This is a genomic window from Serratia sp. CY84636, assembly GCF_052166245.1.
GTDB lineage: Bacteria > Pseudomonadota > Gammaproteobacteria > Enterobacterales > Enterobacteriaceae > Serratia > Serratia nevei.
The window spans coordinates 14,624-28,101 of sequence record NZ_JBJNOX010000002.1 but is presented as its reverse complement, the minus strand read 5'-3'; the positions used below and the strand labels follow the sequence as shown (position 1 = coordinate 28,101).

The following is a 13,478-nucleotide window of genomic DNA, read 5'->3' as shown; positions in this document are numbered from 1 at the left end:
CGCGCGCAGAGTTAGAAATCCACAATCAAAGGTAGGTGTACAATGACCGAACTTAACGAGAAATTAGCCAACGCTTGGGAAGGTTTCAGCAAGGGTGACTGGCAGAATGAAGTCAACGTTCGTGACTTCATCCAGAAAAACTACACGCCTTATGAGGGTGACGAATCCTTCCTGGCTGGCGCAACTCAAGCCACCACCACCTTGTGGGACAAGGTTATGGAAGGGATCAAACTGGAAAACCGCACTCACGCGCCGGTTGATTTCGACACCAACGTTGCTTCAACCATCATTTCTCACGACGCGGGTTACATCGCCAAAGAGCTGGAAACCATCGTAGGTCTGCAGACCGACGCCCCTCTGAAACGCGCGCTGATCCCGTTCGGCGGCATCAAAATGGTCGAAGGTTCGTGCAAAGTGTACGGCCGCGAACTGGATCCGCAGCTGAAAAAAGTGTTCACCGAATACCGTAAAACCCACAACCAGGGCGTATTCGACGTTTACACCAAAGACATCCTGAACTGCCGTAAATCCGGCGTGCTGACCGGTCTGCCAGATGCCTACGGCCGTGGCCGCATCATCGGCGACTACCGCCGCGTGGCGCTGTACGGTATCGACTTCCTGATGGCCGACAAACTGAACCAGTTCAAATCGCTGCAGGAAAAACTGGAAAACGGCGAAGATCTGGAAATGACCATCCAGCTGCGCGAAGAGATCGCTGAACAGCACCGCGCTCTGGCTCAGATCAAAGAGATGGCCGCCAAATACGGTTACGACATCTCCGGCCCGGCCACCAGCGCACAAGAAGCGGTGCAGTGGACCTACTTCGGCTACCTGGCCGCGGTAAAATCCCAGAACGGCGCCGCCATGTCCTTCGGCCGCGTGTCCACCTTCCTCGACGTGTTCATCGAGCGCGACATTAAGGCGGGCAAACTGACCGAAGAACAAGCGCAGGAACTGATCGACCACCTGGTGATGAAACTGCGTATGGTGCGTTTCCTGCGTACCCCTGAGTACGATGAGCTGTTCTCCGGCGACCCAATCTGGGCAACGGAATCCCTGGCCGGTATGGGCGTCGACGGCCGTACCCTGGTCACCAAAAACAGCTTCCGCTTCCTGAACACCCTGTACACCATGGGGCCGTCTCCGGAGCCGAACATGACCATCCTGTGGTCTGAGAAGCTGCCGCTGAACTTCAAGAAATTCGCGGCGAAAGTGTCCATCGACACCTCTTCCGTTCAGTACGAAAACGACGACCTGATGCGCCCTGACTTCAACAACGATGACTATGCCATCGCTTGCTGCGTCAGCCCGATGATCGTCGGTAAACAAATGCAGTTCTTCGGCGCCCGCGCCAACCTGGCGAAAACCATGCTGTACGCCATCAACGGCGGCGTTGACGAAAAACTGAAAATGCAGGTCGGCCCGAAAGAAGCGCCGATGATGGACGAAGTGCTGGACTATGACAAAGTCATGGCGCGCATGGACCACTTTATGGATTGGCTGGCCAAGCAGTACGTGACCGCGCTGAACATCATTCACTACATGCACGACAAGTACAGCTACGAAGCTGCGCTGATGGCGCTGCATGACCGTGACGTTTATCGCACCATGGCTTGCGGCATCGCCGGTCTGTCCGTGGCGGCCGACTCCCTGTCTGCCATCAAGTACGCGAAAGTCACCACCATTCGCGACGAAGACGGCCTGGCCATCGACTTCAAAGTGGAAGGCGAGTATCCGCAGTTCGGTAACAACGACGCTCGCGTCGATGACATCGCCTGCGACCTGGTGGAACGTTTCATGAAGAAAATTCAGAAACTGCGCACCTACCGCAATGCGGTACCGACTCAGTCCGTACTGACCATCACCTCCAACGTGGTGTACGGTAAGAAAACCGGTAACACCCCGGATGGCCGCCGCGCAGGCGCACCGTTCGGCCCAGGTGCCAACCCGATGCACGGCCGCGACCAGAAAGGCGCAGTAGCCTCCCTGACCTCGGTAGCCAAACTGCCGTTTGCCTACGCGAAAGACGGGATCTCCTACACCTTCTCCATCGTGCCGAACGCGCTGGGTAAAGACGACGACGTGCGTAAAGCCAACCTGGCGGGCCTGATGGATGGTTACTTCCACCATGAAGCCTCCATCGAAGGCGGCCAGCACCTGAACGTCAACGTGATGAACCGCGAAATGCTGCTGGATGCGATGGAAAACCCTGAGAAATACCCTCAGCTGACCATCCGCGTTTCCGGTTACGCCGTGCGCTTCAACTCGCTGACCAAAGAGCAACAGCAGGACGTCATTACTCGTACCTTCACTCAAACGATGTAATACGCCAACCGGGCGGGAAACCGCCCGGTGCCAACGTCGGGGCCGGTTCTGCCGGCCCTTTTCTCCCACCGCTCTCCCCTGACTCTGTACGAGTCTGTTTTGCCGGACATCTATACTGAATGGATAGCCGGCAAAACAGTTATCCGGCAACTGACCGGCCGACAGGCATCATTACCCCCGGTGGCGGGCTCACCCCGCCACTGCATCGCAGATACCTGGCCGGCGGCCACGCGCCTATTTTTAGACTGCGTTTGACAGTCAATATTGGAGAAAACCCCGCAATGTCAGTAACTGGTCGCATCCACTCCTTCGAATCCTGCGGCACCGTCGACGGGCCCGGGATCCGCTTTATCGTCTTTTTCCAGGGCTGCCTGATGCGCTGCCTCTATTGCCATAACCGCGACACCTGGGATACCCACGGCGGCAAAGAAGTGACCGTCGAAGAGCTGATGAAAGACGCGGTGGCCTACCGCCACTTCATGAACGCCTCCGGCGGCGGCGTGACCGCGTCCGGCGGCGAGGCGATCCTGCAGGCTGAATTCGTGCGCGACTGGTTCCGCGCCTGCCACGCCGAAGGCATCAATACCTGCCTGGACACCAATGGCTTCGTGCGCCGCTACGATCCCGTGATCGACGAGCTGCTGGACACCACCGATCTGGTGATGCTGGACCTGAAACAGATGAATGACGAGATCCACCAAAACCTGGTCGGCGTCTCCAACCACCGCACGCTGGAATTCGCCCGCTACCTGGCGAAACGCAACCAGCGCACCTGGATCCGCTACGTGGTGGTGCCGGGTTGGTCAGACGACGATAAGTCGGCGCACCTGCTGGGCGAGTTCACCAAAGACATGACCAACATCGAGAAAATCGAGCTGCTGCCCTACCACGAGCTGGGCAAGCACAAATGGGTGGCGATGGGGGAAGAATACAAGCTGGACGGCGTTCATCCGCCGAAGGCCGAGACCATGGATCGCGTCAAAGGCATCCTGGAAAGCTACGGCCACAAAGTCATTTACTGATTGGCGCAGCGCCAAAGAAAAACCGGCTCATGGCCGGTTTTTTTATGCTCAGGCGGCGGCGAACGGCGTGTGATGGTGATCCGGCTTCTGCTTCTTCAGCAGCATCAGCAGGTAAACCAGCGCCACGGCAGCGATCATTACGAACAGCACGCGATCGGAGTAGTTTTGCATCAGCAGCGCCGTCATCGACGGGCCCAGCAGGCTGCCGATGGTGTAACTCATCAGCAGCGCCTGGTTCATCGCCACCAACTCGTGCGGCAGCGCCTTCTCGCAGGCCCAGGACATCGCCACCGGGTACAGGGTAAAGCCGGCGCAGCCGAGGATGAACAGCGAAGGCGCCATGGCGTAGTTGCCGAGCATCGCTACGCTGGCGAGGATCACCACGAACACCTGAATGCGCAGCACCAGCAGACGCCCGTAACGATCGGCCAGCCGCCCGACCGGCCACTGGCCGACGATGCCTGAGCTGACCAGCAGCGCCATCCAGTAACCAACGTTGGCGTCGCTCATGCCCTGATGAGAGAGGTACAGCGGCATCAGGCCGTACAGCGAACCGAGCACGATGCCGGAAATGATGCAGCCATTGATGCCGAGGCGCGCGCTGCGGCGTCTCAGCATTGTCCACACTGCCGCCTGCTGCGGCTCGTCTTCATGGCGGTTGACCCGCGCAAACAGCATCGGCAACATCGCGCTGATCACGATGGCGGTCACCCACGGCACCACGTGCAGCAATTCCGTCGAGGTCATGCTCAACAGCAATTGGCCGGTCACCGTACCGAGGTAATAGACAATCATATAGGCCGCCAGCAGCTGGCCACGGTTGCTGAGATTGCCGCTGCGCAACAGCGCGCTTTCCACGATCACCCAAATCCAGGCGCAGCCGACGCCGGCGAAGAAGCGCCAGCCCAGCCAGCTCCAAAAATCGATCGACAGCACCATGCCGGCGGTCGCGGCGGCGAACACCAGACAAGAAAGATGATAGCTGCGGGTAAAGCCGACGCGCTGGATCAGTTTGCCCGCCACCAGCGTGCCCAACAGGTTGCCGCTGAAATAAGAGGAGCTGACCATTCCCACCTGCCAGGTCGACAGCTGAGCATGGGTTAACCAAAGAGGCACGAGCGTATTCAAAACGGCAATGGATACCGTGAGCAGCAAGAGGCCGCAGAGCAATAAGAGCACTGGGCGAGAGTATGCGGACATAGTGAGATTGTGACCGAACGCGCAATGAGAGTGCGCGCATCATGCCACTGGCGATAAAAAAGTCAATCGCCTCTTATCATTCCACCGCACGATTTGTTTCCGGCTAACTGGCTGAAAAAGCGCTATGCTCAGCGCAGAGCGAATTTGACGACAAAGAGGCAAGATGAGTCAGGCAAATGATGCGGCGGTAGAGGCCCTGCTGGCGGACATCGGCAGTACGCAAGGTGACCTGCTGGCCATTGTGCAGCAGGTGCGGCGGATCGCTGCGGCGAGCGGCAACGGCGTCACCGAATCGGTCAAATACGGCGGCATCATGTTCTCGCATAGCCAATTTTTCTGCGGCGTTTTCGCCTATCGCCACCACGTCACGGTGGAGTTCGGCCACGGCTACCGATTGGAAGATCGTTATCTCCAGCTCGAAGGCAACGGCCAGTATCGGCGGCACATCAAGCTCCACTCGCCCGACGAGGTGAAAAGCAAGCATCTGGCGGACTACATTCAACAGGCTTATACGCTGGCGACGGGCTGAACTCTCGGCATAAAAAAAGCGCCCGCAGGCGCTTTTTTCGTGGTTTGTCGTTTAGCCGATGTATTCCAGGCCGCCCATATATGGACGCAGCACTTCAGGTACCTGAATGCGGCCGTCGGCCTGCTGGTAGTTTTCCAGCACCGCCACCAGCGTACGGCCAACCGCCAGGCCGGAGCCGTTCAGGGTGTGAACCAGACGCGGCTTCTTGTCGGCTTTGCTGCGGCAGCGCGCCTGCATGCGGCGTGCCTGGAAGTCCCACATGTTGGAGCAGGACGAGATTTCGCGGTAGGTATCCTGCGCCGGCAGCCACACTTCCAGATCGTAAGTCTTGCACGCTCCGAAGCCCATATCGCCGGTGCACAGCAGCACCTTGCGGTAAGGCAGGTTCAGCAGCTGCAGCACTTTTTCCGCGTGGCCGGTCAGCTCTTCCAGGGCATCCATCGAATCTTCCGGACGAACGATCTGCACCATCTCGACCTTGTCGAACTGGTGCATGCGGATCAAACCGCGGGTGTCACGGCCGTAAGAACCGGCTTCCGCACGGAAGCATGGCGTGTGTGCGGTCATTTTCAGCGGCAGAGATTCCTCTTCCACGATCTCGTCGCGCACCAGGTTGGTCAGCGGCACTTCCGCCGTTGGGATCAGCGCATAGTTGCTGCTGTCGGCTTCTTCTTCCAGCGGACGGGTATGGAACAGATCTTCGCCGAACTTCGGCAGCTGGCCAGTACCGTACAGCGTGGCGTGGTTGACCAGGTAAGGCACGTAGGCCTCCAGGTAGCCGTGCTGCTCGGTGTGCAGATCCAGCATGAACTGGGACAGCGCGCGGTGCATGCGGGCGATTTGCCCTTTCATCACCACGAAGCGCGAACCGGTCAGCTTAACCGCAGCGGCAAAATCCAGCCCGCCGGCCATTTCGCCCAGATCGACGTGATCGCGCACCGTGAAGTCGTACTGGCGCGGTTCGCCCCAGCGGGTCACTTCCAGGTTTTCGCTGTCGTCTTTACCATCCGGCACGGCGTCGTCCGGCAGGTTAGGCAGCGTCAGGGCGTAATCGCGGATCTCGCTCTGCAGCGCATCCAGCGCCGCCTTGGCGGCATCCAGCTTGTCACCCAGCTCGTTCACTTCGCGACGCAGCGGCTCAATGTCTTCCCCACGCGCTTTGGCCGCGCCGATGGATTTCGATCGGGAGTTGCGTTCCGCTTGCAGCGTTTCAGTTTCTACCTGCAGAACTTTGCGACGTTCTTCCTGCGAACGCAGCAGATCCAGATCGAGTTTAAAGCCTCGGCGAGCCAGTTTGACGGCGACTGCGTCTAGCTCATTACGCAGCAGATTGGGATCGAGCATGCTAATCCTGTGCTTGTTGTTATTGAAAGAAGTGTTGTTGTTCTATGCGGCTGATTTATAGCCGCATAAAAGAAGAGTGATACCCGCTAACCTTACCGCAACGGCCTCGCTAGCGGTAGCGTTTTGTCGGGCTATTTTGATCCTGCTCAGCCAGCCATGCCAACTTTTCGCCGATTTTCCCTTCCAGCCCGCGCGAGGTCGGTTGATAGTAGCGCGTATGGGCCATTTCAGGCGGGAAATAGTTCTCGCCGGCGGCGTAGGCGTTGGGTTCGTCGTGGGCGTAACGGTACTCCGCCCCCAGCCCCATCTCCTTCATCAGCTTGGTCGGCGCGTTGCGCAGGTGCTCCGGCACGTCATAATCGGCCTGCTCTTTGGCGTCGCGCATGGCGGCCTTGAACGCGGTGTAGACCGCGTTGCTCTTCGGCGCGCAGGCGAGATAAACGATCGCCTGCGCGATGGCGCGCTCGCCCTCCGCCGGCCCCACGCGGGTGAAGCAATCCCAGGCGGCGATCGCCACCTGCATGCCGCGCGGATCGGCGTTGCCCACGTCTTCAGAGGCAATCGCCAACAGACGGCGGGCCACATAGAGCGGATCGCCGCCGGCGGTAATGATGCGCGCATACCAGTACAGCGCAGCGTCCGGCGCCGAGCCGCGCACCGATTTATGCAGCGCGGAAATCAGGTCGTAATAACGGTCGCCCTTGTTATCGAAGCGCGCGCTGCGTTCGCCCGACACCTCTTTCAGCAGCTCCGGTGTCAGCACCCGCACGCCTTTGGCGTCTAACTCCGCCATGTCCGCCATCATTTCCAGGCTGTTCAGCGCCCGGCGCGCGTCGCCGCCCACCAGCTCCGACAGCAGGCGGCGCGTTTCCGCCGGCAGTTCGACGTTCTGATTGCCAAAGCCGCGCGCCTTGTCGCCCATCGCCTGATCCAGCACCTGGCCGATATCTTCGGCGGTCAGCGCCTTCAGCAGGTAAACGCGGGCGCGGGACAACAGCGCCGAGTTCAGCTCGAACGACGGATTTTCGGTGGTGGCACCGATAAAGGTGATGGTGCCGTCTTCAATGTGCGGCAGGAAAGCGTCCTGCTGGCTCTTATTGAAGCGGTGCACTTCGTCGACGAACAGGATGGTGCGGCGGCCGGCGTCGCGATTTTGCCGCGCCCGCTCGATCGCTTCGCGGATCTCCTTGATACCGGAGGTCACGGCGGAGATCCGTTCGACATCCGCCTGACCGTAACGGCCGATCAACTCTGCCAGCGTCGTCTTCCCGGTGCCCGGCGGCCCCCATAAAATCATCGAGTGCAGCTGCCCGGCCTCGATGGCGCGCGGCAGCGGCTTGCCGGCGGCCAGCAGGTGCTGCTGGCCGATATACTGCGCCAGCGTGGTCGGCCGCATACGCGCGGCCAACGGCTGGAACTCGTTCTGGGAAAAATCGAGCGACAGATTATTACTCACTTGCACCTCACTGGCGCTGGTCGTCCAGCGTCACCCCCTTCGGCGGGGTAAATTTGAATTTGGCCGGATCGGCGGCGACGTTCTGCTGGCTTTTCAGCGTGTAGGAACTGCGCTGGCCATCCTGCTCCACCGCAGCGAAGCTGCGAATGGTACCGCTGTTGGTCACGCTGATGGCGAACTGCTTCAGGTTGCCGCTGGCGGACTTCGGCGTCAGCTCAAAATCATCGCCCTTTTGCTTCACGTTGTACTGTTTCCAGTCGCTGGCATTATTGCGGGTGATCAGCATAAACGGCGTATTGCCGGTGGCGTTCTTCAGCCAGGTCGCCGTCACCTGCTCGACGAACGGGTTATAGAACCACAGGGTCTGGCCATCGGAGACCAGCACGCTCTCATCGGGCGACGTCATGTGCCAGTTGAACAGGTTTGGCCGCTTCACCCACAGCTCGCCTTCCCCCTGTTGCACCGCGGCGCCGTCGGCGCTGGTCACGGTTTGTGAGAAGCTGGCGTGGAAACTGTTCACCTTCGCCAGGCGACTTTGCAGATCCTGTGCGGCATCGGCCAGCACGGAGGTAGAAGCGAATCCCGAAAGCAGACAGCAGGCAACTAACAGTTTTTTCATTATTCCAGATACCTTATGAAATGCGTTAACCGCAGGGCGACGCCGTGCGGGTCAAATCAACCCTTTACCCGCTTACTTTACCCGAAGCCGGCGATCGGCCGGTAGGCCAATGTTCCGAGAAGAAACGGGTTTACGCTTCTTTGCACAAGGGCCGCTTAAGCGGCCCTTTCTTATTGAATTGCAATGGCTAAACGACCCTCAATCGTGCCGAGGCGGCGCCAGCACCTCGCGGTTGCCGTTGTGCCCCTGCTCGCTGACGATGCCCTGCGCTTCCATCTGTTCGATGATGCGCGCCGCGCGGTTATAACCGATGCGGAACTGGCGCTGCACGCCGGAGATGGAGGCGCGGCGTTTATCCACCACGAAATCCACCGCCTGGTCAAACAACGGATCCAGCTCTTCGTCACCGTCCATTCCGCCGCCGGCACCGCCCTCGCCATCTTCGCCGCCGCTGAGAATGCCCTCTTTATATTGGGGCCGCTCGCGCGCTTTCCAATCCTTGACCACCGCGTGCACTTCCTGATCGCGCACGAATGCGCCATGTACGCGCACCGGAATTGAGGAGTTCGGCGCCAGATAGAGCATGTCACCCATACCCAGCAAGGACTCAGCGCCCCCCTGATCGAGGATGGTGCGGGAGTCGATTTTGCTCGACACGGTAAAGGCGATACGCGTCGGGATGTTGGCCTTGATAAGACCCGTGATCACATCCACCGACGGACGCTGGGTCGCCAGCACCAGGTGGATACCCGCCGCACGCGCTTTCTGCGCCAGGCGAGCGATCAACTCTTCGACCTTCTTGCCGACCGTCATGATCAGATCGGCGAATTCGTCGACCATCACTACGATGTACGGCTCTTTCTCCAATACCGGCGGCGTGATGTCCATGCTGTCGGTCGGCTTCCAGAACGGATCCGGGATCGGGCGCCCCATCGCTTCGGCCTGATCGACGCGCTCGTTGTAGCCAGCCAGGTTACGCACGCCCAAGGCAGACATCAGCTTGTAGCGGCGTTCCATTTCACCCACGCACCAACGCAGCGCATTGGCGGCGTCTTTCATGTCGGTGACCACATCGGTCAACAGGTGCGGAATGCCTTCGTAAACCGACAGCTCCAGCATTTTCGGGTCGATCATGATAAAGCGCACTTCTTTCGGCGTGGCTTTATACAGGATGCTCAGGATCATGGCGTTGACCCCGACCGACTTACCGGAACCGGTGGTACCGGCGACCAGCAAGTGCGGCATTTTGCCCAGATCGGCCACCACCGGCTCGCCGGAGATGTCCTTACCCAATACGATGGACAGCGGCGACGGGTTGTCACGGAAGGCCGGGCAATCCAGCACTTCGCGCAGGTACACCGTCTGCCGCTTGGCATTCGGCAGCTCCAGACCGACGTAAGGCTTGCCGGGGATCACTTCCACCACGCGCACCGCCGAAGTCGACAGCGAGCGCGCCAGATCGCGCGACAGGTTGGAAATGCGCGCCGCTTTAACGCCCGGCGCCAGATCCAGCTCGAAGCGGGTGATGACCGGCCCCGGCAGGATGTCCACCACGTCGGCTTTCACGCGGTAATCGGCCAGGCTGGCCTCCACCAGGCGCGCCTTCTGTTCCAGCGCGAAGGAGTCGACCGGCTCCACCTCTTTCGGCGCTTCGGTCAGCAGATCCAGCGTCGGCAGCGGCGTGGTCGGCTTCTGCAGCGGCTGATCGTTACGCATCAGGAACGGGTGAATCAAGCTGTCCATCGCCGGATGTTGCTCGGCCTGAGTTTGCTGAGGCGGCTGCTGCACCGGTTGCTGCGGCTGCTGATATTGCGGCTGCGACGGCTGCTGATACTGCTGTTGCTGTTGCTGCGGCTGTTGGTACTGTTGAGGCTGCGAGTGCGGTTGCTGAGGTTGGGCAACCGGCGCCGCAGGCTCAAACTGGCCGAACGGCACGTCGTCCTCTTGCTCGCTTTGCTGTTCAATGCGCTCTTCAAGCTGCGGGGACAGCGTGAACATCGGCTCGCTCGGGCCATCGTCCACTAAATCCGCCATCGGCGAGAAGCTGAAAGCATTGCGGGTATCGACCGGGCTGGCAGCCGGCGCCTGCGGGGCCGGTTCTTGCTGGCCGTAGCGCGCCTGCTGCTGCTCGGCGAACGCCTGGCGCAGCGCGGCCTCTTGCAGCGCCTCTTCGTCGTTCTGTTGATAACCTTCGCCGTAACGTTGGCTCTGCTGTTCGGCAAACGCCTTGCTCAGCTCAGCTTCCTGCAGGGCGCTCTCGTCATCTTGCTCCGGCGCGTAGCTTTCGCCGTAGCGTTGGCTTTGCTGCTCGGCAAACGCCTGACGCAGCGCAGCTTCCTGCAGCGCCTCTTCTTCCTGCGGGCTCACCGCCGTCGGCTGCTGAGGCTCCACCTCGGCCTGGCGCTGTTCCTGCTCGGCCGCACGCTGCGAAGGCAGCTTGATGCCGTAAGAAGCCAGCTCGCGGCGCGTCGGAATACGTACCGGATTCGGCCGAGGCAGCTCAGGGCCGATGCCCTGTTTAACCTGCGGATTGCCGTCGCTGGTGGCCGTGAAAGCCGGCATGAAGGTCGCCGCTGCGGCGCCCGCAGCGGCAGCTGCTGCCGTATCCAGCTGTGGCTTGGTGCCGGTGGCGCTGAAACCACCCGCTCCGCTGACGTCGGCACTGTCGCGCTGCGCGGCAGTAAAATCAAAGGGAGAACGCGCCGGCGGCTGCGGCGCAGCCGGCTCTTGCCGATTGCCCAGGCGCGGCTCATCGTCGTCCCGATAAGGCTCGACGGGACGCGTCGCCTTAGGCGCAGGCGTTTCTTCCGGGCTTTCGCAGGAATACAGCGGCGGCGTGGCGTCTTGCGCCGGGGCGCTCACCGGGTGCTGATTGACCGAGGTCGGCGCGGCCGGCGCCACCGTTACCGACGGCGCCTGTGTGGCGATCGGTGCGGCAACGGGCTCGTGGATCTCTGCCGTCACCGCCGGTGCAGGCGAAGCCGCCGGCGCGATTGGCGCGGCGTCGGCTTCAACCTCACCATCGTCGGCTCGCAGGCCGCTGAGCAACGGATCGGCGGCGTCTTCCGCCGCCTCTTTGGCGCTTTCGGTGACCGAAGGCGCGGAGAACAGCACGTCGTCATCGGCGGCCGCGGCTCCGGCGGCGGTCGCGGCAACCGCGGCTGCGGCGCCCTTCCCTGCCTGCTCAGGCTCGTCGTCAACGTAACGTTCGTCATCCTCGAAATAGCGCTCTTCGCGGCGTGAGCGGTTGGTCATCACCGTCGCGACGCCCAGCACAGCACCGCCGATCTTCTCGGCGATCACCAGCCAGGACCAGCCGGTAAACAGCGTCAGCCCCGCCGCCCACACGCACAGCAGCGCCAGCGTGGCGCCGATGCCGTTGAACCACGGCAACATGGCGTTGCTCAGCAGGCTGCCGATCACGCCGCCGGAAGCGAAGTAATAGAGATCGTCAACGTTCAGCGCCGCCAACCCACAGGAGGTAAGCACTAACGCCAGGGTGCCGATCAGGCGCAGGGAGAGCGCGAAATAGTCGATGTAGTCTCTGTTGCCGCGCTGGCGATAGGCCGCCCAGCACAGGACCAGCATGATCGGCGGTATCGCGTAGGCGAGCACCCCGAAGGTGAAGAACAGCGTGTCGGCCAACCAGGCCCCAACACCGCCGCCCAAATTGTGAATCGGCTCATGCCACGCGGTCTGTGACCAGCTTGGGTCAGACGGGTTGAAGCTGACCAGCGCAGCCATGAGGTAAACGGCAAAAATCGCTACCACGATAAGCACAGCTTCCAGCAAACGCCGGCCACTGCTGAGTCTTTTCAGGGTAACTTCTTTATCTTCTGTATATTCCTGGCTCAAGAAAGGCTCTCCAGGTTCCTGTTAGCTGACATAGCAACAGCGCCGAGAAGCTTCCCCGGCGCCGAAACTGTATGAATAAACAGGAGTGTAACCAATTTAATCAGGTTTTGCACCTGCACCTTACCGTGTTTTGATAACCAGACGGTTACTCTGTTTCACTTCTTCCATCACTACGTAGGTACGGGTGTCGTTGACCCCCGGCAAACGCAGCAAGGTTTCACCCAACAGTTTGCGGTAAGCCGACATGTCCGGTACGCGGGTTTTCAACAGGTAGTCGAAATCGCCGGAAACCAGATGACACTCCTGAATTTCTTCAAGCTTCTGCACTGCCGAGTTGAATTGCTCAAACACATCCGGCGCGCCGCGGTTCAGCGTGATCTCCACGAAAACCAGCAGGGACGCATCCAGATAATGCGGGTTGAGCAATGCGGTATAGCCATGAATGAAACCCTGGCGCTCGAGACGGCGCACGCGTTCTAAACATGGTGTCGGGGATAACCCCACGCGCTTCGAAAGCTCGACGTTCGAAATACGCCCATCCTTCTGCAGCTCATTCAGGATGTTGCGGTCGATACGGTCAAGATCTTTACCCGGGCGTTTCTTGTTGTCTGCCATTATTATTGTCTCTCTTATTTTCTTCCGTGCACTTGCCACACCCTAGCCAACGTCAATGTGTAAGGGTTCGTTCCAAGCGAAGACCCGATGCCTGTCATATGCTTCTTCACTACCATCATTCCACGCCGCGCAGCCTGTCTGTCCAACCCCGCGCGACGCCGGTAACGACGTTTAGGTCGAGAAAAAATCTGCAAACGCTTGCGCGCCCTGCTCCGCACATCCACCGCGCATTGCCGCCTCGCGGCGCAAATACGTACGATTTGCTGGTGTTACGGGGATAATTTCTTCTTCCTATGATGTTTTCGCAAATGCGCAGCGGATTGTCAAAGTAAAAGAAGCAAAATCAGAACAACGTACCGTCACGAAAAGTCTGCATCCCATTTTTGGTTATGAATCGCTGGCAGATAAACCCCGGCAGGGAGCGGCTGAAGTCGCAGAATGCGCCGTTTTTGCGCGGTTGGCTATTCGGCAGCCGAATGCGGCTTTGATAAGGTAAATTTCTGCGTTCAGCGT

At 60.0% G+C, this 13,478-nt stretch carries 9 protein-coding genes; 3 read left to right on the top strand and 6 right to left on the bottom strand.

Translation table 11 applies throughout. The features are described from left to right. Positions 1-42: 42 nt before the first annotated feature. Together pflB and pflA are read left to right on the top strand one after the other, a co-directional pair. Positions 43-2,325 carry a formate C-acetyltransferase gene (gene pflB, locus ACJ8QI_RS04535; RefSeq protein WP_016928324.1) on the top strand — a complete coding sequence of 761 codons (2,283 nt, stop codon included), beginning with the start codon at positions 43-45 and terminating at the stop codon, positions 2,323-2,325. Positions 2,326-2,606: 281 nt separating this feature from the next. Further along, positions 2,607-3,347: a pyruvate formate lyase 1-activating protein gene (pflA, locus tag ACJ8QI_RS04530; RefSeq protein WP_015377324.1), complete on the top strand. Its 741-nt coding sequence runs from the start codon at positions 2,607-2,609 to the stop codon at positions 3,345-3,347. A gap of 48 nt (positions 3,348-3,395) precedes the next feature. Here pflA and ACJ8QI_RS04525 read toward each other — a convergent pair whose 3' ends face one another. After that, positions 3,396-4,547 (bottom strand): MFS transporter, encoded by a 1,152-nt coding sequence (locus ACJ8QI_RS04525; RefSeq protein ID WP_033637849.1) that lies wholly within the window; start codon positions 4,545-4,547, stop codon positions 3,396-3,398. A 163-nt stretch (positions 4,548-4,710) separates the two neighbouring features. Here ACJ8QI_RS04525 and ACJ8QI_RS04520 point away from each other — a divergent pair, with 163 nt between their 5' ends. After that, a complete protein-coding gene (locus ACJ8QI_RS04520) occupies positions 4,711-5,076 on the top strand; it encodes a DUF1801 domain-containing protein (RefSeq protein WP_060421731.1) in 366 nt (121 codons plus the stop codon). A 51-nt stretch (positions 5,077-5,127) separates the two neighbouring features. Here the strand turns inward: ACJ8QI_RS04520 and serS are convergent, their stop codons facing one another. The 5 genes from serS to lrp form a co-directional block, all read right to left on the bottom strand. Continuing rightward, positions 5,128-6,420, bottom strand: a complete 1,293-nt coding sequence (gene serS / locus ACJ8QI_RS04515; RefSeq protein ID WP_060440286.1) for a serine--tRNA ligase — start codon at positions 6,418-6,420, stop codon at positions 5,128-5,130. Between the two features lie 109 nt (positions 6,421-6,529). Next, positions 6,530-7,816, bottom strand: a complete 1,287-nt coding sequence (locus tag ACJ8QI_RS04510) for a replication-associated recombination protein A (RefSeq protein WP_060421860.1) — start codon at positions 7,814-7,816, stop codon at positions 6,530-6,532. 67 nt (positions 7,817-7,883) lie between these two features. After that, positions 7,884-8,495, bottom strand: coding sequence for an outer membrane lipoprotein chaperone LolA (gene lolA, locus ACJ8QI_RS04505; protein ID WP_019454555.1), 612 nt, complete (start codon positions 8,493-8,495; stop codon positions 7,884-7,886). A 198-nt stretch (positions 8,496-8,693) separates the two neighbouring features. Beyond that, positions 8,694-12,350 carry a DNA translocase FtsK 4TM domain-containing protein gene (locus ACJ8QI_RS04500; protein WP_442532137.1) on the bottom strand — a complete coding sequence of 1,219 codons (3,657 nt, stop codon included), beginning with the start codon at positions 12,348-12,350 and terminating at the stop codon, positions 8,694-8,696. A 120-nt stretch (positions 12,351-12,470) separates the two neighbouring features. Continuing rightward, positions 12,471-12,965, bottom strand: coding sequence for a leucine-responsive transcriptional regulator Lrp (gene lrp, locus ACJ8QI_RS04495; protein WP_004928318.1), 495 nt, complete (start codon positions 12,963-12,965; stop codon positions 12,471-12,473). Between the last annotated feature and the right edge of the window lie 513 nt (positions 12,966-13,478).

What these genes read in the sequence shown, in the direction of transcription:
- pflB (WP_016928324.1), top strand. Translation starts at nt 43, where the DNA reads ATGACCGAACTTAACGAGAAATTAGCCAACGCTTGGGAAGGTTTCAGC.
- lolA (WP_019454555.1), bottom strand. Translation starts at nt 8,495, where the DNA reads ATGAAAAAACTGTTAGTTGCCTGCTGTCTGCTTTCGGGATTCGCTTCT.
- ACJ8QI_RS04520 (WP_060421731.1), top strand. Translation starts at nt 4,711, where the DNA reads ATGAGTCAGGCAAATGATGCGGCGGTAGAGGCCCTGCTGGCGGACATC.
- ACJ8QI_RS04510 (WP_060421860.1), bottom strand. Translation starts at nt 7,816, where the DNA reads ATGCGGCCGACCACGCTGGCGCAGTATATCGGCCAGCAGCACCTGCTG.
- ACJ8QI_RS04525 (WP_033637849.1), bottom strand. Translation starts at nt 4,547, where the DNA reads ATGTCCGCATACTCTCGCCCAGTGCTCTTATTGCTCTGCGGCCTCTTG.
- serS (WP_060440286.1), bottom strand. Translation starts at nt 6,420, where the DNA reads ATGCTCGATCCCAATCTGCTGCGTAATGAGCTAGACGCAGTCGCCGTC.
- pflA (WP_015377324.1), top strand. Translation starts at nt 2,607, where the DNA reads ATGTCAGTAACTGGTCGCATCCACTCCTTCGAATCCTGCGGCACCGTC.
- lrp (WP_004928318.1), bottom strand. Translation starts at nt 12,965, where the DNA reads ATGGCAGACAACAAGAAACGCCCGGGTAAAGATCTTGACCGTATCGAC.